Annotated in this window: 26 protein-coding genes and 4 pseudogenes; 19 read left to right on the top strand and 11 right to left on the bottom strand. The window is 69.5% G+C overall.

Going from position 1 to position 26856, the window contains the following annotated elements:
• Positions 1 to 383: 383 nt before the first annotated feature.
• The 5 genes from ACF07B_RS20650 to ACF07B_RS20630 all read left to right on the top strand — a co-directional run bounded on the left by ACF07B_RS20650 (position 384) and on the right by ACF07B_RS20630 (position 3872).
• Positions 384 to 524 (top strand): hypothetical protein, encoded by a 141-nt coding sequence (locus ACF07B_RS20650; protein ID WP_369480393.1) that lies wholly within the window; start codon positions 384 to 386, stop codon positions 522 to 524.
• A 371-nt stretch (positions 525 to 895) separates the two neighbouring features.
• Positions 896 to 1564 (top strand): hypothetical protein, encoded by a 669-nt coding sequence (locus ACF07B_RS20645; protein ID WP_392179950.1) that lies wholly within the window; start codon positions 896 to 898, stop codon positions 1562 to 1564.
• An 80-nt stretch (positions 1565 to 1644) separates the two neighbouring features.
• Positions 1645 to 2013, top strand: coding sequence for a VOC family protein (locus ACF07B_RS20640; protein ID WP_392179949.1), 369 nt, complete (start codon positions 1645 to 1647; stop codon positions 2011 to 2013).
• 98 nt (positions 2014 to 2111) lie between these two features.
• Positions 2112 to 2393 (top strand): hypothetical protein, encoded by a 282-nt coding sequence (locus ACF07B_RS20635; RefSeq protein ID WP_392179948.1) that lies wholly within the window; start codon positions 2112 to 2114, stop codon positions 2391 to 2393.
• Positions 2394 to 2690: 297 nt separating this feature from the next.
• Positions 2691 to 3872, top strand: a complete 1182-nt coding sequence (locus ACF07B_RS20630; protein WP_392180190.1) for a PP2C family protein-serine/threonine phosphatase — start codon at positions 2691 to 2693, stop codon at positions 3870 to 3872.
• Between the two features lie 134 nt (positions 3873 to 4006).
• Here ACF07B_RS20630 and ACF07B_RS20625 read toward each other — a convergent pair whose 3' ends face one another.
• Positions 4007 to 4672, bottom strand: a complete 666-nt coding sequence (locus ACF07B_RS20625) for a nitroreductase (RefSeq protein ID WP_392179947.1) — start codon at positions 4670 to 4672, stop codon at positions 4007 to 4009.
• A gap of 78 nt (positions 4673 to 4750) precedes the next feature.
• On the opposite strand from ACF07B_RS20625, the pseudogene ACF07B_RS20620 reads away from it, so the two are divergent.
• The 4 genes and pseudogenes from ACF07B_RS20620 to ACF07B_RS20605 all read left to right on the top strand — a co-directional run.
• Positions 4751 to 4901, top strand: a pseudogene (locus tag ACF07B_RS20620) (transposase); the annotation flags it as partial.
• A gap of 428 nt (positions 4902 to 5329) precedes the next feature.
• Positions 5330 to 6355 (top strand): LLM class F420-dependent oxidoreductase, encoded by a 1026-nt coding sequence (locus tag ACF07B_RS20615; RefSeq protein ID WP_392179946.1) that lies wholly within the window; start codon positions 5330 to 5332, stop codon positions 6353 to 6355.
• A gap of 132 nt (positions 6356 to 6487) precedes the next feature.
• On the top strand, positions 6488 to 7702 hold the full coding sequence (locus ACF07B_RS20610; protein WP_392179945.1) for an acetyl-CoA C-acetyltransferase: 1215 nt from the start codon (positions 6488 to 6490) through the stop codon (positions 7700 to 7702).
• A gap of 53 nt (positions 7703 to 7755) precedes the next feature.
• A complete protein-coding gene (locus tag ACF07B_RS20605; protein ID WP_392179944.1) occupies positions 7756 to 9939 on the top strand; it encodes a 3-hydroxyacyl-CoA dehydrogenase NAD-binding domain-containing protein in 2184 nt (727 codons plus the stop codon).
• Between the two features lie 346 nt (positions 9940 to 10285).
• On the opposite strand, the gene ACF07B_RS20600 is transcribed toward ACF07B_RS20605, so the two are convergent.
• The 3 genes from ACF07B_RS20600 to ACF07B_RS20590 form a co-directional block, all read right to left on the bottom strand.
• A complete protein-coding gene (locus ACF07B_RS20600) occupies positions 10286 to 11104 on the bottom strand; it encodes an oxygenase MpaB family protein (RefSeq protein ID WP_392180189.1) in 819 nt (272 codons plus the stop codon).
• A gap of 70 nt (positions 11105 to 11174) precedes the next feature.
• Positions 11175 to 12704 (bottom strand): DUF6114 domain-containing protein, encoded by a 1530-nt coding sequence (locus ACF07B_RS20595; protein ID WP_392179943.1) that lies wholly within the window; start codon positions 12702 to 12704, stop codon positions 11175 to 11177.
• A gap of 23 nt (positions 12705 to 12727) precedes the next feature.
• On the bottom strand, positions 12728 to 13360 hold the full coding sequence (locus ACF07B_RS20590; protein ID WP_392179942.1) for a DUF6230 family protein: 633 nt from the start codon (positions 13358 to 13360) through the stop codon (positions 12728 to 12730).
• Between the two features lie 271 nt (positions 13361 to 13631).
• Between ACF07B_RS20590 and ACF07B_RS20585 the strand changes: the two genes are divergently transcribed.
• Together ACF07B_RS20585 and ACF07B_RS20580 are read left to right on the top strand one after the other, a co-directional pair.
• Positions 13632 to 13892 carry an oxygenase MpaB family protein gene (locus ACF07B_RS20585; RefSeq protein ID WP_392179941.1) on the top strand — a complete coding sequence of 87 codons (261 nt, stop codon included), beginning with the start codon at positions 13632 to 13634 and terminating at the stop codon, positions 13890 to 13892.
• Position 13893: 1 nt separating this feature from the next.
• Positions 13894 to 14719, top strand: a pseudogene (locus tag ACF07B_RS20580) (oxygenase MpaB family protein).
• A gap of 77 nt (positions 14720 to 14796) precedes the next feature.
• Here ACF07B_RS20580 and ACF07B_RS20575 read toward each other — a convergent pair.
• On the bottom strand, positions 14797 to 15255 hold the full coding sequence (locus ACF07B_RS20575; protein ID WP_392179940.1) for a MarR family winged helix-turn-helix transcriptional regulator: 459 nt from the start codon (positions 15253 to 15255) through the stop codon (positions 14797 to 14799).
• A gap of 88 nt (positions 15256 to 15343) precedes the next feature.
• Between ACF07B_RS20575 and ACF07B_RS20570 the strand changes: the two genes are divergently transcribed.
• Entirely contained in the window at positions 15344 to 16270 is a 927-nt protein-coding gene (locus ACF07B_RS20570) for a zinc-binding alcohol dehydrogenase family protein (RefSeq protein ID WP_392179939.1), read from the top strand.
• A gap of 147 nt (positions 16271 to 16417) precedes the next feature.
• Here ACF07B_RS20570 and ACF07B_RS20565 read toward each other — a convergent pair whose 3' ends face one another.
• Together ACF07B_RS20565 and ACF07B_RS20560 are read right to left on the bottom strand one after the other, a co-directional pair.
• Positions 16418 to 16930, bottom strand: coding sequence for a hypothetical protein (locus ACF07B_RS20565; RefSeq protein ID WP_392179938.1), 513 nt, complete (start codon positions 16928 to 16930; stop codon positions 16418 to 16420).
• On the bottom strand, positions 16927 to 17862 hold the full coding sequence (locus tag ACF07B_RS20560; RefSeq protein WP_392179937.1) for a class I SAM-dependent methyltransferase: 936 nt from the start codon (positions 17860 to 17862) through the stop codon (positions 16927 to 16929). The genes ACF07B_RS20565 and ACF07B_RS20560 overlap by 4 nt, the downstream gene beginning before the upstream one ends.
• A 225-nt stretch (positions 17863 to 18087) precedes the next feature.
• On the opposite strand from ACF07B_RS20560, the gene ACF07B_RS20555 reads away from it, so the two are divergent.
• Entirely contained in the window at positions 18088 to 18657 is a 570-nt protein-coding gene (locus tag ACF07B_RS20555) for a suppressor of fused domain protein (protein WP_392179936.1), read from the top strand.
• A 48-nt stretch (positions 18658 to 18705) separates the two neighbouring features.
• Here ACF07B_RS20555 and ACF07B_RS20550 read toward each other — a convergent pair whose 3' ends face one another.
• On the bottom strand, positions 18706 to 18861 hold the full coding sequence (locus ACF07B_RS20550) for a hypothetical protein (protein WP_392180188.1): 156 nt from the start codon (positions 18859 to 18861) through the stop codon (positions 18706 to 18708).
• Positions 18862 to 19006: 145 nt separating this feature from the next.
• Between ACF07B_RS20550 and ACF07B_RS20545 the strand changes: the two genes are divergently transcribed.
• Positions 19007 to 19462 (top strand): hypothetical protein, encoded by a 456-nt coding sequence (locus ACF07B_RS20545; protein WP_392180199.1) that lies wholly within the window; start codon positions 19007 to 19009, stop codon positions 19460 to 19462.
• Between the two features lie 123 nt (positions 19463 to 19585).
• Here the strand turns inward: ACF07B_RS20545 and ACF07B_RS20540 are convergent.
• Positions 19586 to 20176, bottom strand: a pseudogene (locus ACF07B_RS20540) (ISL3 family transposase); the annotation flags it as partial.
• A gap of 410 nt (positions 20177 to 20586) precedes the next feature.
• Between ACF07B_RS20540 and ACF07B_RS20535 the strand changes: the two are divergent.
• The 4 genes and pseudogenes from ACF07B_RS20535 to ACF07B_RS20520 form a co-directional block, all read left to right on the top strand.
• A pseudogene (locus ACF07B_RS20535) lies at positions 20587 to 20864 on the top strand (MBL fold metallo-hydrolase); the annotation flags it as partial.
• A 216-nt stretch (positions 20865 to 21080) separates the two neighbouring features.
• Positions 21081 to 21443: a bifunctional 3-phenylpropionate/cinnamic acid dioxygenase ferredoxin subunit gene (locus ACF07B_RS20530; RefSeq protein WP_392179935.1), complete on the top strand. Its 363-nt coding sequence runs from the start codon at positions 21081 to 21083 to the stop codon at positions 21441 to 21443.
• Positions 21440 to 22642: an NAD(P)/FAD-dependent oxidoreductase gene (locus ACF07B_RS20525; RefSeq protein ID WP_392179934.1), complete on the top strand. Its 1203-nt coding sequence runs from the start codon at positions 21440 to 21442 to the stop codon at positions 22640 to 22642. The genes ACF07B_RS20530 and ACF07B_RS20525 overlap by 4 nt, the downstream gene beginning before the upstream one ends.
• Before the next feature lie 130 nt (positions 22643 to 22772).
• Positions 22773 to 23903, top strand: coding sequence for an aromatic ring-hydroxylating dioxygenase subunit alpha (locus ACF07B_RS20520; RefSeq protein ID WP_392179933.1), 1131 nt, complete (start codon positions 22773 to 22775; stop codon positions 23901 to 23903).
• Positions 23904 to 23912: 9 nt separating this feature from the next.
• Here the strand turns inward: ACF07B_RS20520 and ACF07B_RS20515 are convergent, their stop codons facing one another.
• Positions 23913 to 24707 (bottom strand): IclR family transcriptional regulator, encoded by a 795-nt coding sequence (locus ACF07B_RS20515; protein ID WP_369480407.1) that lies wholly within the window; start codon positions 24705 to 24707, stop codon positions 23913 to 23915.
• 151 nt (positions 24708 to 24858) lie between these two features.
• On the opposite strand from ACF07B_RS20515, the gene betA reads away from it, so the two are divergent.
• Positions 24859 to 26517 (top strand): choline dehydrogenase, encoded by a 1659-nt coding sequence (betA, locus tag ACF07B_RS20510; protein WP_392179932.1) that lies wholly within the window; start codon positions 24859 to 24861, stop codon positions 26515 to 26517.
• Positions 26518 to 26660: 143 nt separating this feature from the next.
• On the opposite strand, the gene ACF07B_RS20505 is transcribed toward betA, so the two are convergent.
• A complete protein-coding gene (locus tag ACF07B_RS20505) occupies positions 26661 to 26807 on the bottom strand; it encodes a hypothetical protein (protein ID WP_392179931.1) in 147 nt (48 codons plus the stop codon).
• Between the last annotated feature and the right edge of the window lie 49 nt (positions 26808 to 26856).

The following is a 26856-nucleotide window of genomic DNA, read 5'->3' as shown; positions in this document are numbered from 1 at the left end:
CGCCGCACCGGCGAGACGACCCGCCCGACGCGCAATCCGGGCGCGAAGCCGTCCTGGGATCTGGCATGCTGGGCCCGTGAACAGCAACCTCAGAAAGGACGATGCCGCGTAATCGGCCGTCCCGAGTCCGCGCCTCCGGACGTCACCCGAGGCGGCAGACGCATGAATCACCAGCGCCTGGGATCCCGCGGGGCTCCGGCAAGCTTGCCGGAGCGGTTTCCCGCCTCGAACACGATCGGCTCTGGCCTGGGGCGATAGCCCAGGCCATGCAGCAGTGGTCACGAACAGCCCACCGCCCCAGCCGTGCTCTCTCCGGTGGTTGCGGTTGCCCTTTGTGCAACCCCTTCTACACAACCGACGAGCGGGGCGTTCTGGAAGCGGCCATGCACGCTCTTCCGCGACAGGCGGCGCGTGAGCTGCGGCGTCTGGTGCAACCCCTCGACGACCTCTACATCGCCAAGACCTGGCCCGACCCCTTCGCCTCGCCCGGCGACGGATGGTGGGCAAGACGCTGTTGGGGATAGACCTGCGTCGATCACTGCCCCAGCACCGTTGTGCCCATCTGGCTTTCGCCTTGCGGGGTTGCCGTGCGGTGAGGCGGCCGGTGCATCGAGACTGGTTCGGAAGCACCGGGACCTGCCGCTGCACGTCGTAGGGGGCCTCTCGATGCCAGACCCGCCCACCGCCAGATCAATGGCCCCTGACCAGGCAGGGCGCCTTCTAGGGGTCGTCGCAACACACGGTCGTGTTGATCAGGCCATGAGGAGTTCATGCAGCCGCTCGGCTGGGGTTTCCCCGTAGAGAAGCCGCTTCAGCTCGGCTTGTCGCGGTGTCGCCGGACGCGTAGAGGGGCCCGCGCCCGTGGTCCTTCGGGCTACTGGGTAGCGTCGCCCTGGTGAATCTCAACCTCTTCAACGATGTGCCTGATGGCTTGACGCGACGAGCCCGATCGTTCGTCGGCGCACACGGCATCAAGGTCGACGTCCGGCCCGTGGAGGGGCACCGGCAGTGGTGGCTTGAGCGGGACGTCCCGGCAGCAGTGATCGACCGAATGGCGGCCTACCAGGAGAGATGGGGCGGCCTGCTACTGCCACCCGCATCGCAGTACGACGGAGGCCCCAAGTACCTCGATCCGGACTCGCCCGAATCAGACTCGGCAGGGTGGTGGTTCGAAGCCGGCACGCAACGAACCGCGGTCCCCTACTCATTCATGATCAGTCCGTCTGGTCAGTTCGGAATCCATGCCGATGGGTGGGCGCCTCTCCACGCCTCCATCGAGGGATGGGTGGAATCGCTCGCCCTGGCTCACCACGCGTCCATGTGGGCGAAGCAGGTCACGAAGCTCGTCGGCGAGGACGTCGAGGGCATCGAACTGGACGGCTACGAGCCGGTGCGCGAGGTGATGGGCCTTGCCGACACCTGGTGGAGAGGTTCTGACTCTCTGGTGGCGCTCTACACCGGGGAGGCCGAGTCCCTCGGTTCCCCAAAGGGCCGCATCGCGTTGATCTACTCGGGGCTTGATGAATGGGGGCTGCGAGGCGGCGTCGAGGCAGACGGTAGCTGAGAGCGCTGGGCGGCTCTGCCGATGAGTTCACCGTCCGAGAACGGTCTACTCAGCGACCGACCGTTCTCGATAGGAGTGCCATGTCCACCATCCAGCCAGTGATCCTGACTGCCGACCAGGACGTCCTGTTCGGCTTCTATACGAAGTTGTTCGGCGCCGAGGAGATCTTCCGGGTACCGGAGGAAGGACCGGCCTTCTACCGCGGCTTGCGCATCGGCGACACGGACCTCGGGCTGGTGGCCAAGACGGATCTGGGGACCAGGGGGGCACCGCGGATGCTGCTCAGCATCGGTGTCGACGACGTCGACGAGACGCTCGGCCGCGTGGAGGCTCTGGGCGGCTCGGTCCGCAGCGGCCCCAACGACATGCCGTGGGGACAGCGCGTCGCCCACATCCAGGACCCCGACGGCAACCCGGTGAACCTGACCCAGCCGATCCCGGCCCAGTGACACTGTTCCAGGAGCTTGTGCCGGTCGTGGGCTGCCTGCGGCAGAGATCACTGCCGGTGCCATGGCACCACTCAAGACGGCCGGCCTACTGGTTCGGTATGGACCGATCCACCATCACCTGCCCAATCGGCGAGACGCGGCCCCTGCTCGCGCGGCGGGGCTGCAAGACCGAGCAGAACGCGGTGAAGTCCATGATCCTCACGGACACCGAGGGACGCGTGCTGTTCTGTGGCCCGGTTCAGCCCGGAAGCTGCGCCGGCAGCACCCAGGCCCGGCAGCCGGGGCCGGCCCAGCTCCTGGCCCACGGGCCAGCCATGCACGAGGTCGCTGCGGGGGCGGATGGTCCCGAGGTCGGTGAGCGCGGCCGAGTGATCACGTGACCTGCCGTGATCGCTTGAGCCGGCGAGCTGGTCGGCGAAGTCGGCGGGCAGCCGTTCGGCGCGGTTGCGCCGGCGCCGTCAAGGCCCCGCGAGGTGGTGACGCGGGCAGGTGGAAGGTGCCTACGGACCGGAGACAGGTGAAGTGCCCAGGGTGCCCAGGGTGCCCAGGGTGCCGACGAGCGGTAGAACGTAAGAGTGAGGGACGAGAGCAGCCCTGATGAGGATGCGCAGTCGCACCGTGTGGCAAGGCCGGCGATCGACTACCAGGCGCTGTTCACTGTCACCCCGAGCCCTTGCATGGTGCTGAGCCCGGATCTGGTGCTCGCCGACATCAACGAGGCGGCCTGCCGGGTGACCGGCCGTACCCGGGAGGATCTGCTCGGGCGCTATCTCTTCGACGCCTTCCCCGACAATCCGGCGGACCCGGCTGCGGACGGCGTGCGGAATCTTCGCGCCTCCCTGCACCGGGTCCTGCGTTCGAAAGAGCCGGACACGATGGCGCCGATGAAGTACGACATTCCCGTGGCCGACCGGTCCGGCGTGTTCGAGGAGCGGTGGTGGTCCGCGATCAACACCCCGGTGCTCGGCCCGGACGGGCAGGTGGAGTGGATCCTCCACCGCGGAGAGGACGTGACCTCGTTCATCCGCTCCCGCCCCCGCCTGCGAGAAGGCGGTGCGCTCAGTGACGTGGAGGCGAGGGAGGTCGAACTGTACGCACGGGCGCTTGAGCTCAAACGACTGAACGAGGAACTGCGCCAAGCCCACGCCCGGGAACGGCAGATCGCCGTCACCTTGCAGGAGGCCATGCTCCACTCGCCACATCTGGCCCGGCACCGGGACGCCGCTGTGCGCTACCTGCCCGCAGTTGGATCACTGAACGTGTGCGGCGACTGGTACGAGGTGGTCGACCTGCCCGAGGACAGATTCGCCGTCGCGGTCGGCGACGTCGTCGGCCACGGTCTGGAGGCCGCCGCCGTCATGGGGATGCTCCGCAGCGCGTTGTCCGCCGTTGTCCGGGCCGTCGAACGGCCTGCGAGGGCCCTGGACGTCCTGGGCCTGTACGCACGCGACGTGGAGGGTGCGCTGGCCGCCACTGTCGTCCAGGCCGTTGTCGACACCCGCGCTTCCCGCATCATGTACAGCAGCGCCGGCCACCCGCCCCCCATCCTGGTTCACCCGGACGGCACCTTCGACCTTCTCGACCGGGCCACCGACCCTCCGCTGGGAGCCCGCCCCGAACACGTCCCCCACCCCCATGCCGAGCTGCGCTACACCCGGGGCGACACCTTCGTGCTCTACACCGACGGCCTCATCGAACGCCGAGGCGAGGACATCGACGCCAGCCTGCGACGTCTCACCGACGCGCTCACCCGCCATGGAGACCGCGAGCCCGAAGGCCTCGCCGATGCCCTGCTCGCGGACCTCGGCGTCAGCAGCGGCGCCCCCGACGACATCGCCTTGATCGTCATCCGCCTTTGACCCGCGGGCCACGAGCGGACGCGCCACAGCTCGCGCATCCCAGGTGCTCCAGTTAGTCCCGCAGCGCCACCTGCCGGGCGCGGTTCGCGGGCTCCAGGCTGCGGATCTCGTGTCCAGGAAGGCGAGCCCGGCGGTCACACTCCGATGAAGGTCACCGTTTCCGTCATGTCCGCCCGCCCGGTACGCAGCCTCGGCACGCCTTCCTTCTCGAATCCCACGGAGATGCCGCAGAACAGCACGAGCTCGTCCTCGGCTCCGACTGCTCGGCTGACGGTGGCGCGGTACATGGTCCACATCACCTGGGGGCAACTGTGCAGCCCTTCCGCCCTCAGCAACAACATGACCGTCTGCAAGTACATCCCCGCGTCACCCCACTGTCCGGGCCCCATCGTCCGGTCGAGATAGCAGAACAGGACGACCGGCGCCCCGAACGCCTCCGAGTTCAAGGCGGCGATCTTCTGGGGCCGGCCGGGGTCGTCGCGCTCGATCCCCAGCGCTTCGTACCGCTGAGCCGCCGCGGCAGAGAAGCGGTCCAGATACGGCGAGGTCAGTTCGTCCGGGTACATCGGATACTCCCGCTCATCACCCGGGTCTCCCGCCAGTGCCCTGGCGGTCGCATGCCTCTTCAGCTCGGCCAAGGGTTCGCCGGTCACGACATACATGTGCCACGGCTGGAGGTTCCCACTGGAGGGAGCCCGCGTCGCTGCGGTCAGCACGCGTTCGAGCACCTCCTTGGACACCGCCTCATCGCTGAACGCCCGCACGGCCCGGCGACTCTCCACGGCCTCATACACATCCATGTCTTCGCGTCCTCTCATTGCACCGGGCCCCTGCACCGTATTCAGCGGTCAGCTTCCACCGGTGAGCAAGGGAGTTGCGGTCGGTGGCGGGACCACCGGCAGGTCGTGAACGGGAGTGCTCTACCGGATACGCACGGGCGTGCAGTGGCGTGATCTTCCTGAGCGGTACGGCCCCTGGAAGACGCCCCACGAGCGGCATCGCCGATGGTCGGCGGACGGAACGTGGGAGGCGGTGGCCTGACTCTGTTCGGTGCTCGACGGCTCTCCTCGGACGGGTCGGTGACGGAGGCATCGTACGTCCATGAAGGGCGATGACCACTGCCCTTCTGCTTATCGATCGTTCAGTAGGTGCGGGTGGAGTCGTCGGTGCTCGCTAGATGTCTTCTCCTCGAAGTCCGTTGATGTTGGCGGGAGTTCGTTCATCGGATTCGGTGAGAGCTGTCGAAAACTCGGTTTGCCCTAAGCGTTGACCGTCCTCCCTGTCGCTCATACCGTCTTAGCGAACGCTCAGTAAGTTCCCGGTTCGGCAGCCGCTGAACCGCCTCCGAGAGAGGAACCGATGAGTCCGATCAGTGATCATCCGGACACGAGTACGGATCGAACACCCGGCAGCGCAGGGCCGTTGGACGGAGTGCGCGTGGTGGAGGCGGCCGGCTGATGGACCTCTCCATGCCCCTGCCGTACGCGGGGAATCCGCGCGCCGCTGCGGACGAGGCCGCCGCACTGGAGTCCGCCGGTCTCGATGCCGTCTGGGTGGCGGAGGCCTACGGCTTCGACTCCCCGACGGTCATGGGCTATCTCGCAGCCAGGACGGAGCGCATGCGGATCGGTTCGGCCATCCTGAACGTCTACTCCCGCACCCCCGCCCTGATCGCCCAGACCGCGGCCGGACTTGACGCCCTCACCAACGGACGAGCCCTCCTCGGTATCGGTGCCTCGGGCCCCCAGGTCGTCGAGGGCTGGCACGGCCGTCGCTACGACCGACCGCTCGGCCGCACCCGCGAGACGATCGAACTGGCCCGGCGCATCTGGCGCCGAGAGGTGATCGAGCACCACGGCATCACCGACCTGCCCCTGCCCCTGGAGAAGGGCGGCAGCCTGGGCAGACCGCTCAAGCTCCTCACTCACCCGGTCCGCGAGTCGGTCCCTGTGTACGTCGCCGCGCTCGGCCCGGCCAACGTCCGCATGACCGCGCAACTGGCGGACGGATGGCTGCCGTTCCTCTACGTTCCCGAACATGCCGCCAAGGTCTGGGGCAGGCCCGTCGCCGAGGGCACCGCGTCCCGCGACCCGGCGCTCGGACCGCTGTCCGTGGTGGCGGGCGGACTGCTCGCCGTCGGCGAGGGCTCGGAGGCCGTACGCGACCTGATGCGTCCCACCATCGCGCTCTACGTCGGCGGCATGGGCGCTCCGGGCCGCAACTTTTACCACGACCTGGTGTGTTCCTACGGCTACGAGGCCGAGGCCGCCGCCGTGCAGGAACATTACCTGGCCGGCCGGAAGAAGGAGGCGGAGGCCGCCGTCCCGGCCGAACTGTGCGAACTGGTCAGCCTGGCGGGCCCCGAGGGCTATGTGCGGGACCGGATCGAGGCCTTCCGGGACGCGGGGGTGACCATGCTCAACGTCACGCCCGTCGGCCCCGACCCCGCCCGGCTCGTCGAGCGCGTCAGAGGCTGGCTGTGAACTTCCGGCCGGCTTCGACCGGTGCATCGCCGCGCCCGGCCGCGGCTCACTCGACGCGGTGCACGCCTCGAATTCTCCTGCCCCGCGCTCCTCGTACGCCGACCTCCTCGGCCGGACCGGAAGGTACCCGCGATGACCAGTGAAGCGTATGTGTACGAGGCGATCCGCACCCCCCGTGGACGCGGAAAGGCAGGCGGCTCCCTGCACGGCGTCAAGCCCGTCGACCTCGTCGTCGGTCTGATCGACGAGGTGCGCCGCCGTTTTCCAGGCCTCGACCCGGCGGCGGTCGACGACATCGTGCTCGGCGTCGTCAGTCCTGTCGGCGACCAGGGTGCGGACATCGCCCGTACCGCGGCCCTTGCCGCCGGGCTGCCCGACACCGTGGCCGGAGTACAGGAGAACCGCTTCTGTGCCTCCGGCCTCGAAGCCGTCAACCTGGCCGCCGCCAAGGTCCGTTCGGGGTGGGAGGACCTGGTCCTGGCAGGCGGCGTCGAGTCGATGTCCCGGGTCCCGATGGGCAGCGACGGCGGCGCCTGGGCACTGGACCCGCTGACCAATCACGACACCGGTTTCGTGCCACAGGGCATCGGCGCCGATCTCATCGCCACCCTGGAGGGGTTCACCCGCCACGACGTCGACACGTACGCGTCCCTGTCCCAGGCGCGGGCCGTCGAGGCGTGGAAGGACGGCCGGTTCGACCGGTCGGTCGTCCCCGTGCGGGACCGCGCCGGGCTGCTGGTGCTGGACCGGGACGAGCACATCAGGCCCGGCACCACCCCCGAGAGCCTCGCCGCGCTCAGGCCGTCGTTCGCGCAGGCGGGCGAGGCGGGCGGATTCGACGCGGTGGCCCTGCAGAAGTACCACTGGGTGGAGCGCATAGATCACGTCCATCACGCCGGCAACTCCTCGGGGATCGTGGACGGCGCGGCACTGACTGTCATCGGATCCGCCGCGGCGGGGGAGCGGTACGGCCTGCGGCCCCGGGCGCGGATCGCCTCGGCGGCCGTCTCCGGCGCCGATCCGACGATCATGCTGAGCGGGCCCGCACCCGCCTCCCGCAAGGCACTCGACAGGGCCGGGCTCACGGCCGGGGACATCGACCTCGTCGAGATCAACGAGGCCTTCGCCGCCGTCGTCCTCCGCTTCGTCAAGGACCTGGACCTCGACCTGGAGAAAGTCAACGTCAACGGTGGTGCCATCGCCATGGGGCACCCCCTCGGGGCGACCGGCGCCATGATCCTCGGCACGCTCGTGGACGAGCTGGAGCGCCGCGGCCTGCGGTACGGGCTCGCCACCCTGTGCGTGGGCGGCGGTATGGGCATCGCCACCGTCGTGGAACGCCTCTGAAGCGGCAACGCCCCCGTCCCCGCACTTCCTTCCGTATCTCTGGAGACCGACCTATGGCCACTCTCACCGAGAGCAGCACCATCCGCTGGGAAGAGGACACCGACGGTGTCGTCACGCTCGTCCTCGATGATCCCGACCAGTCCGCCAACACCATGAACGCGGCGTTCATGGATTCCCTGGACGCCACGGTGGACCGCTTGGAGGCGCGTCGCGACCTGCTCAGGGGCGTCGTCCTGACCTCCGCCAAGAAGTCGTTCTTCGCGGGCGGCGACCTGCGCGACCTGATCGCCGTCACCCCCGCGACCGCCGGACGCTCGTTCGAGGCCGGGATGCGTGTCAAGCGTGCCCTGCGCCGGCTGGAGACGCTGGGCGTGCCCGTCGTCGCGGCGATCAACGGGGCCGCGCTGGGCGGCGGTTACGAGATCGCCCTCGCCTGCCACCACCGGATCGTCCTCGACCGGCCGACGGCCCGCGTCGGACTCCCCGAAGTCACCCTGGGGCTGCTGCCCGGCGGCGGGGGAGTGGTGCGCACGGTTCGGATGTTCGGTGTCGTCGAGGCCCTGCGCAAGGTGCTGCTGGAGGGGACGCAGTACGGCCCCGCGTGGGCGCTCGAAGCGGGCCTGGTCGACGAGATCGCGGCCGACCGGACCGAACTCCTCTCGCGTGCCCGCGCGTTCGTCCACGCACATCCCGAGTCGGCGCAGCCGTGGGACACGCCCGGATACCGCATTCCCGGCGGCACGCCCGCACACCCGGTGCTCGCCGCGCAGCTGCCCGCCCTGCCCGCCCTCCTGCGCGGCAGGACGGGCGGCGCCCCCTGCCCGGCACCGCGCAACATCCTGGCGGCAGCCGTGGAGAGCACCCAGGTCGACCTCGACACGGCCTTCGCCGTCGAGGCCCGCCATCTGACGGACCTGCTCACCGGACAGATCACCAAGAACATGATCCAGGCCTTCTTCTTCGACCTCCGGGCGGTGGACTCCGGCGCCGGCCGCCCTCAGGAAGTGCCCGTCCGCACGGTCAGCAGGGCCGCCGTTCTCGGCGGCGGGATGATGGGCGCCGGCATCGCGTACGCCTGCGCGAAGGCGGGTATCGACGTCGTCCTGAAGGACGTCTCGGCCGAGGCGGCGGAGCGCGGCAAGGCGTACGCGGCGGGCCTGCTGGAGAAGGCCGTCGCCCGGGGACGTACGACCGAGGAACGGCGCGACGCACTCCTCGGCAGGATCGTCACGACCGACGACGTCCGGGATCTCGCGGGCTGCGACGCCGTGATCGAGGCGGTTTTCGAGGATCCGGCGCTCAAGCACCGGGTGTTCCAGGAGGCGGAGCCGGCCGTCGCGTCCGACGCCCTGCTGTGCTCCAACACCTCCACCCTTCCCATCACGCTGCTCGCCGAAGGCGTGCGGCGCCCCAAGGACTTCATCGGGCTGCACTTCTTCTCGCCCGTCGACAAGATGCGCCTGGTGGAGGTCGTGAAGGGGTGCGAGACCGGTGACGAGGCCCTGGCCCGCGCCTTCGACCTCGTCCGGCAGATGGGCAAGACACCGATCGTCGTCAACGACAGCCGGGGCTTCTTCACCTCGCGTGTCATCGGGCACTTCATGAACGAGGGCGTCGCCATGGTCGGCGAGGGCATCGACCCGGCGACCGTGGAACAGGCCGCCGCGCAGGCCGGCTACCCGGCCAGGGTGCTCGCCCTGATGGACGAGCTGACGCTCACCCTGCCGCGCAGGATCCGCGAGGAGAACCGCCGCGCCACCGAGCAGGCGGGCGGCGTCTGGCGGCCGCATCCCGCCGATGCCGTCGTGGACCGCATGACCGGTGAGTTCGGCCGTGCCGGGCGCGCCGCGGGCGCCGGGTTCTACGACTACGCGGACGGCCGCAGGACCGGGCTCTGGCCGGGCCTGCGCGAGCACTTCACGGACCCCGGCCTGCCGCCCGCCGACCTCGGTGAGCTCATGGAGCGGATGCTCTTCGTCGAGGCACTGGACGCGGTGCGCTGCCTGGAGGAAGGCGTACTGGTGTCCGTGGCGGACGCCAACGTCGGTTCCCTGCTGGGCATCGGATTCCCGGCCTGGACCGGCGGCGTCCTGCAGTACGTCAACGGCTACCCGGACGGCCTGCCGGGCTTCACCGCCCGCGCACGCGAACTGGCCGACCTGCACGGCGAGCGGTTCACGCCGCCAGAACTGCTGCTGCGCAAGGCCGAGCACGGCGAGACCTTTACCGACGGCTGAGCGACCACCCCCTCCTGGCGGCAGTCGGACGGGCAGGCGACGGCGTCGTCGAAGGCACGGCGGGCCAGGCCGAGCATGTTGGCGGCCGGGAAGAGCCGTTCGTGGTTCAGTCCGGCCATCAGCTGGCGCCGGCCGTTGTCGACCTCGCCGACGACGGCGTCCGCGGGCAGCCGCACGCCGCTGAGGAAGACGTCGTTGACCTCGCGGCCGCCCACGGTCTCGATGCCCCGCTCCTCCGTACTCCTCGGGCAGGCACACGCCGAGCGGACGAGGACCAGCCCGCGCGGTCGCCCGCCGCTACCTCGCCCCGCTCCTCGGCGCCTGACCGGTCGCGTCCGCCACACCGTCACCGGCCTGGGTCTCCGGTGGTCCCACCGGCGGAGGGGGAGTGCCGCGGTGCGGGGGTCGCGTCCGTGGTCGCTGTGGCTTCCTCGGGGAGAGGCCGCAGCGGTCTGCTGTGGGCCCAGTGGGGGCCGAGGTCGTCCAGGGTCCAGCCGAACGGATAACTGCGGGGCTTGTTCCGGTACGGCCACCAGTCGGGGCGCGGCGGCAGGTGGCGCAGCAGGTTCGGGTACCGCTGCGTGACGACTCTCAGTGTCGCCGCCGCGACCCGCCGGTTGGCCGGGTCGTAGGCGAACATCTCCTGCTCGTAGGTGTCGTGGAGGTGGGCGAAGCCCGCGTAGTCGGCGGGTATGCCGGTGATGCCCATCAGCTCGCCCATGCGGCGCCCCACGAGGGCGAGGCTCTCGGTCTCCTGCTCGGACAGGGCCCGCCAGCCGTACCGGTCGATCCATCGTTTGGGGCCCACCACGGTGGTGGCCAGGACGTACAGATAGTCCTCGTCGGGTATGCGGTAGCGGCCGTGGATGCGGTGGAGGTGGCGGGCGGCGGCACGGGCCTGCTCGGATTCCATACCGTCGCGGACCATCTCGTGCGCGATCAGCACGGTGTCGTCGTACCGCTTCTGGCCGGCGCGCTCGAACTCCTGGGTGCGGTGCAGGAGCCGGGAGATGCGCGGTACGCCGTAGTCCCGCAGGAAGGCGATCGAGACGCCCTGGAGGTAGTCCCAGGGGAACTCGTACTGGGTGACCCAGCGGAAGATCTCCTCATAGTCCTGCTGCGGGTCCATCTGCCGGATGCGGTGGAGCCGGCTGTAGCGGCCCATGGGGACGTCTCCCATCGTTGTCTGCTCGTGCGGACGGGTGGGCCGGCGGTCCGTGCTGTGCGGGCGGGCGCTACCGTGCCTTGCTGTGTACGGACAGGCCGGCGAAGTTGACGGTCTCGGCGTCGACCAGCACCTGACCCGCCTCCACCGCGGTCACCGACAGTTTCGGCAGTTGTACGGCGATGGGCAGGTTCGCCGGGACGATGTCGGCCCCGACGCAGATGCGCGGGGTGCCGACACCGAGGACGGGGATGGTGATGGAGCCGGTCAGCTGCGTGACGTAGATGTCGACCTGCGGGATGTCGAGGTCCACGTCGATCGTCTGGACCTGGCCCGCGCTCTCCAGGCGGAAGGAGTAGTCGTCCGCGACCAGCCGGTCGGCGTGTACCCACAGCACCTTCAACCGCCCGTCGTCGGCGGTCGGGAGGTAGGTCGCGCCGTGGATGATGGCGCCGTACGCGGTCAGAGTGTCGGCGCCGACCTCGGGATAGGCGGGACTGATCGGATAGGTGGACCGGGGGCGGCCGGGCTGGCCGCCGACGACGACCGGCGGGCGCAGCGCCGTCAGGTCGTCCGGGTCGGCGGAGGTCTTGCCGGGTGCGGCCTCCTCCAACCGGTCGGGGTTGGGGAGCCCCCCGGTGTCGACGCCCGTGAGACACGGGAGCGTGACCTGGGCGGCACCGGCTCGGCCGGCCGGTTCTTCCGCCCCCTGGTCGCCGTTCTTGTCCGCGGAGCCGCCGCTGTCCGCTTCCCCGGTGGCCCGTGGTGAGGCCGCAGAGGGAGGAACGGACGCTGAGCCGGTGCCGCCCAGGGCGGGAGTGGGGGAGGGGGGCGGGGCCGGCTCCCAGGGCCAGGCCAGGGTGGGCCAGGGGAGCGGGAACACGTTCGTGCCCGGTGCCGCGGCGGCGGTGCCGGCGGCCGGGAGTCCGGCCGCCGCCACCAACGCGCTCACCACGATGAGGGCCGTGCCCCGGGAGGGCCTTCGGCGGCTGCCGGAGCGGACACGGTCCTCATGGGCTTTTGGGGCACCGACCTCCCGGTTCTCCGGGGCAGCGACCTCCCGAAGGGTGCCCGCGGGACCGGGTGCGGCCTCGTCACGGACCTCCGGAGCCGGATCGCCCGGCGCGGCCCCCGGCGGACCGGGCAGCCGGTCGCCGTCGCCGTCCGCTTCGCCGACCGGGTCGGGCATCCAGCCGAACGCCATCGAGGAGCCGATGAGCCCGGCCATCATGCCGACGCCGAAGCCGCCCAGGTTCGTCGTCGCCATCGAGGTCAGCGAGGCGATGGCGGTGACGACGGAGACGAACATCCGCTGGTCGGGCTTGAAGAGGAAGAAGATGCCGCCCGCGATCAGCACCAGACTGATGCCGACGGCCGACATGGCGCCCACGCCGATCTTGATCATCAGGGGGAGCGGGGCCAGCGGGATGGCGACCATCTCCACGCCTCCCGCGATGACCCACAGGGCCGCCCAGAACGGACGGCTGCGCCGCCGGCCGCGCAGGGAGCGGCGCAGCCTGGGGGCGGGCAGGATCCGGTCGAACCAGTCGCCGGTCTCGCGCGCCAGTTCCGACAGGAAACCGAAGACGAAGCTGAACATGACCGAGTCCGTCCTTCGTCGCGTCAGAAGCACTGCTTGCCGGTGCGGCTGAACTCGATCTCCAGCTTCTCCAGCGTGAGGGTGCCGCCGTTGGCGGCGTACGCGGTGCTCTGGACGTCATGGGCGACGGCGGTGCTCGCCTGGACGCCGAAGGTGCCCTTGGGCCCGGTGACGCCGGGCGCACCGGTCAGGGTGGAGGCGTCCCGGCCGGCCTGGACTCCGGTGACCTTGCCGCCGCCCCCGGTGAGGGCGTCCGCGTTCACCACGAGGTTGCTGCCCTCGAGCGGCTTGTCCGCCCCCGAGTGCACCAGCATGGTGATGTCCCCGACCAGCGGCAGTTGCTGCTTGAGCGAGACGCACACGTCGGCGACCGTGCCGTTCTTGACGGCGGCCAGCAGTACGGGCCTGGCGTCGTCCGCGGAGTCGCCGATGGAGGAGGGGAACGACGACACGCCCTCCGCGGTGATCTCCGAAGCGGAGACCTTGAACGCGGCGCCGGAGACGGCGAAGGACGCGGCGAGCGCTCCCTGGGCGAGGGCGATGCCGAGTGCTCCCACGGCCAGGGAGCAGGGGACGAACATGACGGCGCTGCGTTTCCAGTGCGTACGACCCGTACTCAGGGTATTTGTCCTCATATAGGTATATCTGTCACTCATGGGAAGTCCCTTTCGCGGGGCTGGAGCGATGGCGGCGAGCTCTCGGGGGCCATCGATGAGTCGAAGATACAAAAACTATTGACTTGTTTCACAGAGCGCGTCAATACTCCGGACACAACGGAGAAAGGGAGGCGCCATGGCTGCTCTGCCGCACCTGCCCACCGCCCCAACACTCGTATGTGCAAAGGAGGTTGAGGCCTCCTCCGCGGTGAGGGCGCCGCGTCGGGGCGGGACGGCCCGGCGATACTTCGGGGACGCCCGGGCCACCCTCATGGCACCCCAATTGCTCCTGCTCCAGGTCGCCCACCCCGTCGTCGGCTCCGGCGTCGAGGGCCACAGCACCTTCCGCGCCGCACCCTGGCCCCGGTTGAAGCGCACCCTGTTCTCGCTGAGCACCGTGATCTACGGAGGGCGGCGCGCGGCCGCCGAGGAGGCACGGCGGCGCATCACCGGCACGCTCGCCATCGCCTACTGGGCCACCCACCGGCCCGGCACCGATCCCGTCACGCGGCGCCCGCTGGGAGCGAGGTGACATGAAGCCCACCACCGAGCCCACCCCACTGGCCCCGGGAACGATCCTGTGGGAGATCGCGGGCGACGTACGGCTCCTGCTCTCGCTGCCCGCCGCTCTCGTCCTCCAGGTCGCCCACCCGGCGGTCGGCGCGGGAGTCGACGACCACTCGGTGTTCCGCACGGACCCCTGGGGACGCGCCGAGCGCTCTCTGGAATCCCTCCAGTTGTGGGTCTACGGCGGCGAGCGGGCGATCGAGGAGGGGCGCCGCCTGCGCCGCCTGCACAAGACCATCAGCGGCACCGACACCCGGGGTCGTCCTTACCACGCGCTCACCCCCGCCTACTGCGCCTGGGTGCACGCCACCGCCTATCCGGTGTTCCTGCGGGCCGCCCGCTACCTGTCACGGCCGCTGTCCCCCGAGGGCGAGCGCCGTCTGTACGACGAACTGCTGCAACTGGGGGCCATCCTCGGCATCAACGAGCGCGACATGCCGGGCACTCCCGAGGCGTTCTGGCCGTACTTCGACACGATGATCCAGGAGGAACTGGAGAGCACCTCCGTGGTCCGGGAACTGCTCGACCCTCGCCGCCCCATCGCCCCGCCGCCCGGCTCGGGCAGGCTGCTGCGCCGACTCTGGCCGCTGCTCCGCCGGCCGTTGGGGCGCCTGCACGTCTTCGTCACCGTGGGCCTGCTTCCGCCCGCCGCCCGTGACCGGCTCGGGCTTCCCTGGACGCCGAAGGAACGAACGCAGGCTGCGCCGCTTCGGCGCGGTCGTACGCACTCTCGTCCCCCTGCTCCCCGAGCGTCTCCGCTACCTCCCGACAGCCCGCGCGGCCAGACGGTGAAGGCGGCAGCCTGAAATCATCCCGAGGACCGTCTCGCGGCCCAAGGGCACGAAGGGCTTCGTCGTCCTTCCTCCGCGTCACCCCGACCGCTGGGCCTGCACAACGGCTGAGGCCAGCTCGGTGATCCGTGACCGTTCGGAGGGTGTGAGTCCATCGGTGAGTGCCGAAATGCGCCTGCCGATCTGGGCGGTACCCCAGGCCGTGAGGTCTTTGCCGCTGTCGGTCAGGGAGACGAGGACCGCACGGCCGTCATGTGGAGAAGGCGAGCGCTTCAGCAGGCCGCGCTTCTCCGCGCGGGCCACCAAGCCCGTCATCGAGGACTTGTCGAGGCCGAGGACTGCGGCCAGTTCGAGCATGCCGGCAGTGCGACCCCGCAGTACCCCCAGCAGTCGGATCTGGATGACCGACAGCCCGCGCTCGGCGCCTACCTCGCCCAGGATCCGGTTCACCAGGAAGGACAGCTGTACGAGGGCGTCCACCGTGTTGAGCGGGGCGTCGCCCGCGGCCGCTGCGGGCGGTTCAAGATCGGAGGCCATGGGGGCACCTTAGCTTGCGTTAGTTCGTGACACAAACTAGATTGCGGATAGTACGTGCCACCAACTAAACCAGTGTGGAGTTCACCGCATGTATGCCGCAGTAGTCCATTCCTTTGGCGCCTCGCCACGCTATGAGCAGTTCTCCGACCCCGTCGCTCGCGGGAAGAACGAGGTGGTCGTCGACGTCCTTGCCGCCGGGCTCCATCCCCGGGTGCGCTCCCAGGCGGACGGCTCGCACTACACCAGCACCGGTGAACTCCCGCTGATCCCGGGGATCGACGGCGTTGTCCGGGGACCTGATGGCCGCCTTCGTTACGCGATCCTCGATGAGACTTCCCTGGGGACTCTGGCCGAGCGCACGGTCATAGAACCTGACCGCAGCATCGTGCTGCCCAAGGATGTCGACCCGGTGATCGTTGCCGCGGCGATGAATCCCGCCATGTCCTCCTGGGTGGCGCTGCGCCGCCGCATCGACTTCAGACGAGGGCAGAGCGTGCTCATCCTCGGCGCAACCGGCAATGCCGGACGCATGGCCGTTCAGGTGGCCAAGAAGTTCGGCGCCGCCCATGTCATCGGCGCCGGCCGCGACACCGCAGCCCTTCAGGCCCTTCGTCCGCTCGGTGCCGACGAGGTGCTCCCGCTCGACCGGCTCGCCGAGGCCGCGAACGTCGACGTGGTCATCGACTACCTGTGGGGCGAGCCGGCCGCGGCCGGCATCGTTGACATGATCACTGCCCGCAAGGAGCGTTCCGACCCGATCGCCTGGATCCAGATCGGGTCCGTGGCCGGGCCCACTTCCCCGATCCCTTCGGCCGCGCTGCGGGCAGCGCGCTTGCAGATCGTCGGGAGCGGCATCGGCTCGGTCCCCGGCCGGGACTGGCTGAAGGAGCTGCCCAAACTCGTCCACGCCATCGCCAAGGGCGAGTTCGATGTCCGTTCGAAGGCCGTGCCCCTCAAGGACGTCGAACAGGCCTGGCGCACCGAGACCGGCGACCGGATCACCCTCGTCCCCTGACGAGAGCCCGCACCGCATCCCCGGCCTCGGGGGTCTCGTTGAGTTCGAGCACACCGCCGGGGGAGCTTCCCAGTGCCGTGTTTGCGGATCAGGCGCGTGGCGAGCCGGCGCCGATGAAGCGGGCGGCGCGGGCGTCGCCCAGGTTCTCTACTGCACGTGGTGGTACCAGCGTCGGTGCACCGCAGGTTCGACGCACAGCACGGCGGCGCCTGCGATCGTGCCGATCAGAAGGGCCGGGGCTCCGCCACCGTTGATGAGCGCGCCGAGGCAGGCGGCGGCAATGGCGAGCGGGCGCAGCAGGGTCAGCGGGCCGAGGCCGATGACCACCGCGAGGGTGCTGGCCCGGAAGGGCAGGGCGAAGTACGCCGCGAGCGAGACCAGTACGACGGCGGTGTAGAGGGCGAGCGGGAGCAGGTAGCCGCGGCCTCCGGCGGTCAGCGTGTCGAAGGTCTCGGCCTGGTCGGACGCGGTCGACAGCACGATGGCGGCGGTCAGCGCGGGGGCGAGCAGCAGAACGGCCCCGACGGCCAGGCCGCGCAGAGCCGCTCGCGCTGTGGCCCGGTGCTTGCGGATACGGGCGTCACGGCCGGCGTAGGCGCGGAATCCGCTGAACGACGCGTCGATCAGGCCGAGTAGCGCGAGCGGTATGGCGGGGGTCATCCGGAGACCTCGGCCAGGTGCTCCGGGCCGACCAGCCGGCGCGCGGCCCGTCCCAGCGCCAGGCGGAGCGGCGCCTCCAGGTGCGGGCGCACTCCGAGGACCGGTCGCAACGTGGTGCAGAACGGGTTCACCGAGCCGCGTGGCTCGTACAGCAGCGACCGGATGCCGGGTGCGGCGGCGGCGCGCAACAGTGTTTCGTCGCTGTGCGCGCGCCGCGCGGAGACGACGCCGTCGTGGCGGCCGAGGGGGTGGCGCATCCGGGCGTGGTGGAACACCCAGGCGCCGACGGGGGCCAGGCGGGTCGAGGCGATGTCGAAGTGGCAGAAGGCCTGTGCCGGTGAGGCGGCCTGGGCCTGGAAGAACTCTGCCAGGGCCGGACCACGGAAGTGGTGCAGCACACCGGTGGAGACGTAGACGGTCGCTGCCTCCGGTATGTCGAAAGCGTTTCCGTGGACAAAGCGACAGCCGAGCCCCTCTACGCGGGCCAGCCGCTCCGCTTCACCGACCAGCGCGGCGTCGAGGTCGACCCCAACCAGCTCGACGTCCGCTCCAAGGGCGTTGGTGGCCGCCAGCCAGCGGACCAGGTAGCCCAAGCCGCATCCGACGTCGACCAGGCGGTACGGCCCGGGCTGCGGGCTGGTCGAGCGAATTGCGGTGAAGAGCGGGCCGAGCAGGTGGACCAGGCGTTCGCCGGTCCGCAGCTCCTCGCTCAGGCGCTGGAGCTCCGTGTGCACGCTGATGAGCAGGCGGTCCACGGCGTGTGGGTCGAGTACGCCGTCCTGGTCCGTGGGGAGCTCGGCAACAATCCGGGACCCGCGTTCGTCTCCGCTCTCAACGAGCTGCTGGATCACCTCGTCGCGCCGGACCGGGAGCCGGCGGCCGCTGCGTGGTTCCACCGTCGTGATCAGGTCGGAAATCTCAAGCTGGTGCACGAGGCAGAACCCTACGGCCTCCCTCCGCCAAGCCCGGGGTCATCTGCCCCGCCCGTGGAGTGCACCGCCTCCCGCGTCTTCTCGGCACCGGTGCTGTCGAGACCCGTGCACGTTTCGCTTCGCTCGCGGCGCCGACTGCCTCCCAAACTGCTGTGCAAGTGCTGGAGCGTTACTGGTGACGGCCCCGGTGGCGTGCACCGGTGAGCGATCGTGCAGGCTGGACGCATGGCCAGTCGCGTTGAGAAGTACCTCGCCCATCTTGATCGACTTTCCGGAGGAAGGGAGCCCCGTTTCTTCCCCGTCAAGTCAACCAAGCAGGGGCTGCGGGGCATAACGGAGATCGTGTACGACAACCTGCCGGACGGGCTTCTCACGACGCTCACCTACGGGTTGTCGCTTGCAGAACATCCGGACTGGCAGCACGGCTCGCCGGAACTCTGCCTCAGCGTGAACTCGACGAACGTGATCTGGGCCCACGCGGTGGGCTTCCTCGCCGAGCAGCTCCGTGGCACCCACCCCTTCAGTTACGGCAGCACCATCAACTTCGGTGAGCGCATCGTGCCCGAGTCAGAGATGACGGCATTCTGCGTGTTCGCACCGCTGGCCCTCGACAGAAGCGACTACCTGGGCATCGACGTCGGCATTCCGGGACATGAGGGCCACGATGTGATCAACATCCAAGGGATCTACCCCATCCACGAGGTCGAGCGGCAGTTCATCAACGAGCGTGGGCTTGAAACCTTCTGGAAGAGCGACTGGGAGCCCACCGACGTGCTCCGGCGCCCAGCGATCTGATCTGCGGAGGTCAGCAGCCTGAATCTGACGACCCATTGGTGGACAGCATCAGGCGAGCATGACTCGCTTGCGTAGGAGCGCGAAGCCGGCTCGGCCGAACATCTGGCGCTTGAGCATTTTGATCCGATTGACATGCCCTTCGACCGCGCCCGAGGTCCAGGGCAGAGTGAGTCCGGCGGTGACGGCGTCGAGATCGCGGTCGATGCCGGCGGCAAGAGTGTGGAGGCTGGGCAGGTCGTCCTCCCGGACGGCGTCGAGTCAGGCTGGCAGGTGTTCGCCTTGGCGCTGGGTGAGCATGACTGCGAAGGAGCGGACATGCCGGGTGAGGGCATCGAGCTCGGAACAGTGCATGCAGACAATCTTGAGCTGGCGCTGTTCGGTCTCGGTGAGGGTCTCCGGGCGGCTCAGGATCCATTTGGAGACCGTCGGGGGCGACGGTGGCCGGGCGGTCACCGGCCGCGGCGAGGTCCGCTTTGTGCAGGTAAGCACGGACGCGCTGGTAGCTGCCCTTGTAGCCGAGCGGCACGATCTCCTCCCACAGCTTCCAGGCGTTGGTGAATCCCTCGTTCCACCGGCCGTCCAGGTAGGGCTTGTAGTCATCGAGGACCGAGGGCCGGTTCTGCCACTGGCCGGTGAACAGTTCCTCCGGGGCGGAAGCGTCACCGAGCTGCTTGACGGTCCGCCAGGTCATGCCGAGTTGACGCTGGATCGAGCGGCGGCTGTGCCCGGCCTCCAGCAGTACGTGGACGGCAGCGTGCCGGGTCCGGGTGCGGTCAGCGAACCGATGTCCGGTCGGCCAGGGTGAACCAGGCGGTTCTCCTTCCGGGGCGGGCCCCGACTCGGGTCCATGGGCAGCCGGGACAAGGGGGCGAAGGCAGTTGCGGTGCTGGGCAACGGCCCGTTCGGCAGCTTCGCTCAGGTAGTGCCACAGGTGCCACCGGTCCGCGACCTGGACGGCCTGCGGCGCGCCGGCGGCGGCGCCTTCGGCGAAGAACGGTGCCCGGTCCCGACAGATGACCTCAATGCCTGGCCGTTCGGCGAGCCAAGCCGCGAGGCTGGATGCCTCCCGGTTCGGCAGCAGGGCGATGGGGCGGCGCGTTTCGAGGTCGACGAGGACGGTTCCGTAGTGTCGGCCCTTGCGGGTGGCGTACTCGTCGACACCGACCACACGCGGTGCGGCCACCGTGGGGTCGGGAAGAGCGTCGACCAGCCGGAGCACGGTACTGCGGCTGACCGACACCCCGAGAACGCGGGCGATGCGAGACCCAGTCCGGCCCGCGAGGGCCAGAGCGACCGCAGCCAGGGTGGATCGCAGCCTCTCGGTCCGCTGACCGTGTCGGCGTGTCAGGCCGGGTAGCTGCTCGACGAAAGTCCGGCGAGCGCAGCCCGGGTTCCCGAAGGCGAATCGACGGACCCTCAGTTGGAGAACAACACTTCGGCCACCGCTCGGCACATCAGCGGGAAACCGTAGGTAGGAACCATGAATCCGGTTCGACCAGACCCCACAGACCGGGCACACGGCGCCGTCCGCGACGCATTGCGCATCAACGCGCACTATCTCGATGTTGACTTCCACCGACAGCACCGCGACGTCCGCTATCGACGGGAACAACAACTCCTTCAGCCGGAGCGCAACCTCTTCCACGGCCCCGAACTGTCAGCCCGACCGCGGTGCTCAGGGAGCATTTTCGGGCGACTTCACGTACGGCTCGAAGGGGCTCGGATTGTCACTCAGAGTGGCCGCGTCACAGAAGCTGAGCCAGAACCCGAGAACGGGGCCCTTCAGCAGAAGTCACGCGAGCTGGGCCGCTTCATGGCGGCGTGAGCCTGGTCTGCCGACACCCGCCAAGGGCCTTTCGCGAAGGCCGTCAGTTGGCCGGCAGAACGGGCTTGAGAGGTGGGGCAGGTCAGTCACCCGATCGTGCGGCAGACCCGCTGACCGTGCTGCGTACGCCGGGCCACGCGTCCGGCGCGGTCTGCCCGTACGCACCGGCCCTGACCGCCCTCTTCGGCGGCGACACCCCGTTCGCCGGTGGGCCGGGGCGACGGGGCGGTCGTACAGCCGCTTCCCGACCATCGTCGAGTCGATCCGTGACCGGCTGCCGATCCTGCCGGGCGACACCGTCGTGCACACCGGACACGGAGGAAAGACCACCGTCGCCGCCGGGGCCCCACACCTCCAGGAGTGGATCGGGCGCGGTTTCTGACGCCCACTAGCCCCCTCGACCGCCGCTCTCGGCTCGTGTCCGTCGCGAGCCGATATGGCGGGCTGTTGTTGGTTGTTCCGTATGGATCGAGTTCCGTGTTGCGCACCATGAGGGACGCGTCGGAGTGCCCTGGGGATGCCTTGACAAGGGTTCTGGTCGACCCCAGACTATTGTTGCGCTCACTGCAATCCGTTTCGCTATACGCACCGAGGTGTCATGATGATTCCCGCGTGCCGTCTCGTGGATCTCCCGCGAGGTGAGGCTCACCGGCTCGACATCGATCCGCCGGTGTCGGTCTTCCATACCGAGGACGGCGAGCTCTTCGCCATCGACGACACCTGCACCCACCAGGACGCCTCGCTCGCCGACGGCTGGCTGGAGGGCTGCGAGGTGGAATGCCCGCTGCACGCTTCGAAGTTCGACCTGAGGACCGGCGCGGTCGACTCTCCGCCGGCCAGGCTCCCGGTCCGGACGCACGAGGTCGTCGTCGAGGACGGCGTGATCCACGTCCGGTTGTCCGGCACTGCCCCCAACCTGCCGCCCTGCGTCGCAGCCCGGCTCGCCGGGGGTTCCGCGTGAGGACCGTCGCCGTGGTCGGCGCCTCGCTGGCCGGTCTGTCGGCGGCGCGCTCGCTGCGGAAACAGGGCTATGACGGGCGGCTGGTCGTCATCGGTGACGAACTCCACCGCCCGTACGACAGGCCTCCGCTGTCCAAGGAGTTCCTGGCCGGCACCCTGGGTGAGGCGGATCTCTCGCTGGAGACGGACGACGAGGACCTGCGGGCGGAGTGGCTGCTCGGCGCTCGTGCCACCGGACTCGACCGCACCGAGCGCGCCGTCCGGCTCGCCGACGGGCGGAAGGTCCGCGCCGACGGCATCGTCATTGCGACCGGCGCCGCGGCGCGCACTCTGCCGGGGTCCGAAGGTCTGGCCGGAGTGCACACCCTGCGTACCCTGGACGACGCCCGCGCCCTGCGGGACGAACTGGTCCGGGGCGGAAGGCTGGTGGTGATCGGTGGCGGCTTCATCGGCGCGGAGGTCGCCTCCACCGCATACACCCTCGGGCTGGACGTGACGGTCGTCGAGGCGGCCCCGACGCCGCTGGCCGGACCTCTCGGCGCGCGCATGGGCGGGATCGTCTCCGCCCTCCATGTGGACCACGGCGTAAGACTGTTGTGCGGCGTGGAGGTCAAGAGGCTGAGCGGGGACGAGCGAAGCGGGATGGGGGTCGCCCCGGACGGAGTCCGGGGGAGGGTGGACGCCGTCCTGCTGAAGGACGGCCGCAGCATCCCCGCCGACATCGTCGTCGTCGGCGTCGGCGCGCGTCCGTGCGTCGAGTGGCTGGACGGATCCGGCGTCGACCTCGACAACGGCGTCAAGTGCGGTCCCGACGGCCGCACCAGCCTGGCCGGCGTGGTCGCGGTCGGCGACTGCGCCAACTGGTACGACCCGCGCGCGGGCGCCCATCGTCGCGTCGAGCACTGGACCGGTGCGCGCGAGCGTCCCGATGCCGCCATCGCCACACTGCTGGCGGGCGGTGCGGTGGAACCCGGCGTGCCCCGGCCGCCGTACTTCTGGTCAGACCAGTACGGCGTGAAGATCCAGTTCGCCGGTCACGCGGCAGCCGCCGACAGCGTGACCATCGAGGCGGGCGCCGCGGACGACCGTGACGTCCTGGCCGTCTACCGGCGTGCCGGAGTTCCGGTCGCCGTGCTCGGGATGAACCAGCCTCGGTTGTTCACCCGCTGGCGCAAGCAGCTCGCCGCCGCGAGCTCTTGACACTGCCCTCGAGTCCTTTCATGCTGCGGTTGCGCATGGCGTGCAGCGTTGCTCCATACACAACACCGCCCGGTGTCTTTCCTCCTGGCGCGTGAATGGCCCCTCCACGACGTTTCCCGAGGAGTGCACCGTGACCTGGACCAGCCTGCCGGACAGCCTGATCGCCACCCTCCCCGGCTCCTCGTACACGGATCCGGGGATCTTCGCCCAGGAGCAGGAGCGCATCTTCGAAACGATGTGGTTCTGCGCCGTGCGTTCCTCGGGGCTGGCAAAGCCCGGTGCCTTCCGGACCGTGGAGGTGGGTCGCGAGAGCATCCTGGTGACGCGAGCGCGGGACAACTCCGTACGCGCCTTCTTCAACGTCTGCCGGCACCGCGGTGCCAAGCTCTGCACGGTGGAGTCCGGCGAGGTCAAGCGGGCTTTCCAGTGCCCGTACCACGCCTGGACCTACGACTTGAACGGCAAGCTCGTCGCGGCGCCCAACCTCATGAAGATGCCTGACGTCGGCCGCACGGAGTTCGGCCTGGTCAGCGTGACCACCCGTGAATGGCTCGGCTACGTCTGGGTCTGCCTGGCGGAGAACCCGCCCTCCTTCGAGGACGATGTCATCGGCGAGGTCGTCGGCCGGCTCGGCGACGTGGAGTCGATCGAGCACTACGACATCGACAACCTCGCGGTCGGCAAGCGGATCGTCTACGACGTCAAGGCGAACTGGAAGCTCATCGTCGAGAACTTCATGGAGTGTTACCACTGCGCCACGATCCACCCCGAACTCACCGAGGTGCTCCCCGAGTTCGCCGGCGGCTACGCCGCTCAGTACTACGTCGGCCACGGCGCCGAGTTCGGTGAGGAGGTTCAGGGTTTCACCGTCGACGGCTCCGAGGGCCTGGACCGCATACCGGGTGTGTCCGACGACCAGGACCGCCGCTACTACGCGATCACCGTCAAGCCGCAGGTCTTCATCAACCTCGTCCCCGATCACGTGATCTTCCACCGGATGTACCCGGTATCCGTCGACCGCACGATCGTCGAGTGCGACTGGCTCTATCTTCCGCACGTCGTCGAGAGCGGCGAGGATGTCAGCCGGTCCGTGGAGCTCTTCGACCGGGTCAACCGCCAGGACTTCGACGCGTGCGAGCGCACGCAGCCCGGGATGAGCTCCCGGATGTACGCCAGGGGCGGGGTGCTGGTGCCCAGCGAACACCACATCGGTGCCTTCCATGGCTGGGTGAACGAGCGCCTCGGTACTCCCCGGCCGTAGTGAGGCGGGTCAGCCCAGGTAGCCCATCCGGTGGCTGATCTCTTCCGCGCCCTGGACCAGCACCGGAGCGAGTTCGTGCAGGCGCTCCTCGGTGAACCGGTACGCGGGTCCGGAGGCACTGAGTGCCGCGATGACCTCGCCGTTGCGGTCGCGCACCGGCGCGGCCATGGCGTGGAGCCCGACCTCCAGCTCCTCCAGGGTCCAGGCGTAGCCGCGCTCCCGGGTCTCGGCGAGGTTCTTCTCCAGCTTCGTCTTCGAGGTCAGGGTGTGTGGGGTCACCTTCTTCAGGCCGGCCTCGGCCAGCAGCGCGGTGCGCTCCTTGGCGGGCAGATGCGCCAGCAGAGCCTTGCCGCTGGAGGTGGCGTGCAGCGGGGTCAGCTGGCCGACCCAGTTGTGCGCGGTGACGGCCGCCGGGCCTCGCACCTGGTAGAGGTTGATCGCGTAGTGCTCCTGCATCACGGCGATGTTGACGGTCTCACCGATCTCCTCGGCGAGCCGCTCGCAGACCTGGCGGCCCTGCTGGGTGATGTCGAGGCGCCCCGTGACCGCGCCTGCCAGGCGTACGATGCCGAAGCCGAGGCGGTACTTGCCGCGCTCGCCCGCCTGTTCCACCAGGCCGCGCGCCTCCAAGGCGCCGAGCAGGCGGAACGCGGTCGACTTGTGGACATCGATCTCGGCGGCCACCTCGCTGACGCCGGCCTCGCCGCGCTGGGCCAGGATCTCCAGCACGCTGATGGCGCGGTCGACGGACTGCACGCCGCCGGACTGCGAACCTGTCGTTTCCATGTCTGGACCGTTGCTCATAGCAAAACTATACGCGTAATAAACAACAGCGGCGCAAGTAACGGCGTGGAAACGTGGACCTTGTAAGTTGCGTTGCTTGCAACCTGGTGCGTATAGCGGTACTCGTATTAGCATGCCCCGCGTATCTACGGCGCGAGCGAGACGAGGCACCATGGCTCCCTTGCAATACGACTTCGTCATCGTCGGCGGTGGATCCGCCGGCAGCGCACTGGCGAACCGGCTCTCCGCCGAACCGGGCAACCAGGTGCTGGTCCTGGAGGCGGGCCGGCCCGACTACCCGTGGGACGTCTTCATCCACATGCCCGCGGCGCTGACGTATCCGATCGGCAGCCGGTTCTACGACTGGAAGTACGAGTCGGAACCCGAGCCGCACATGGGCGGCCGACGCATCTATCACGCGCGCGGCAAGGTGCTGGGCGGGTCCAGCAGTATCAACGGCATGATCTTCCAGCGCGGCAACCCCATGGACTACGAGCGCTGGGCGGCCGAGGCCGGCATGGAGTCCTGGGACTACGCGCACTGTCTGCCGTACTTCAAGCGGATGGAGAACTGTCTCGCGGCCGAACCCGACGACGAGTTCCGCGGCCACGACGGTCCCCTCGTCCTTGAGCGCGGCCCCGCCACGAACCCGCTGTTCGGCGCCTTCCTCAAGGCCACCCAGGAGGCGGGTTACGCCCCCACCGACGACGTCAACGGCTACCGGCAGGAAGGTTTCGCGCAGTTCGACCGCAACGTCAGCCGCGGCCGCCGACTGTCGGCCTCGAAGGCGTACCTCAAGCCCGTGAAGAAGCGGCCCAACCTCACCGTCACCACCCGGGCCCTGGTCACCCGCGTCCTCTTCGAGGGCAAGAAGGCCGTCGGTGTCGAGTACCGGCGCCGCGGCAAGGCCCAACAGGTGCGTGCCCGCGAGGTCATCCTCTGCGGCGGCGCGATCAACTCCCCGCAGCTGCTCCAGCTCTCCGGAGTCGGCAACGCCGCCGAACTGTCCGCCCTGGGCATCGACGTCGTCCACGACCTGCCGGGCGTCGGCGAGAACATGCAGGACCACCTGGAGGTGTACATCCAGTACGCCTGCAAGCAGCCCGTCTCCATGCAGCCGTACATGGCGAAGTGGCGAGCGCCCTTCATCGGCCTGCAATGGCTCTTCCGCAAGGGCCCTGCCGCGACCAACCACTTCGAGGCCGGCGGCTTTGCCCGCAGCAACGAGGACGTGGACTACCCCAACCTGATGTTCCACTTCCTGCCGATCGCGGTCCGCTACGACGGCTCCTCGCCGGCCGGCGGCCATGGCTACCAGGTGCACGTCGGGCCCATGTACTCCGACGCCATCGGCTCGGTGAAGATCAAGAGCAAGGACCCGCAGGAGCACCCGGCGCTGCGATTCAACTACCTCTCCACCGAGCAGGACCGCCGCGAGTGGGTCGAATCGATCCGGGTCGCCCGCGAGCTCCTCAACCGGCCGGCCCTGGCCCCGTACAACGACGGCGAGATCTCACCCGGCCCGGCAGTGGCGAGCGATGAGGAGATCCTCGCCTGGGTCGCCAAGGAGGGCGAGACCGCCCTGCATCCTTCCTGCACCTGCAAGATGGGCACTGACGAGATGTCCGTCGTCGACCCCGCCAGCATGCGTGTGCACGGCGTGGTGGGACTGCGCGTCGTCGACGCGTCGGTGATGCCCTACGTCACCAACGGCAACATCTACGCGCCGGTGATGATGATCGCGGAGAAGGCGGCCGACCTCATCCTCGGCAAGGAGCCGCTGCCCGCCTCCAAGGCCGCGTACTACCGATACCGGGATGCCCGGAAGTAGGGCCGGGCGGACGTTGGACGCCAAAGGGTTCCCGGCACTGCTGCCGAGTGTCCGCTACGAGGTGCTGCCCGCGAGGACGACCGGGGACAAGGTCCTCGCCCATGTACCGCGCGACGTCGTCGTCACCGTGACGGCGTCGCCGGTCAAGGGGCCTGGAGCCGACGCTCGACCTCGTCGGCCGGCTGGCGGCGCACGGATACCGCGCCGTCCGGCACGTGCCCGCGCGGCAGCATGCCAACGGTGCTGCGCAGGCTGGCGGGGCCCGTGCGGCGGGCGAAGTTGCTGGCCATGGCGACGAAGATCGGGGTGGGGGAGTCGACGCGCATCCTCACCAGGCAC

The organism is Streptomyces sp. NPDC015532, from assembly GCF_043078065.1.
Taxonomy (GTDB): Bacteria; Actinomycetota; Actinomycetes; order Streptomycetales; family Streptomycetaceae; genus Streptomyces.
This window is presented reverse-complemented; position numbering and strand designations above follow the sequence as displayed.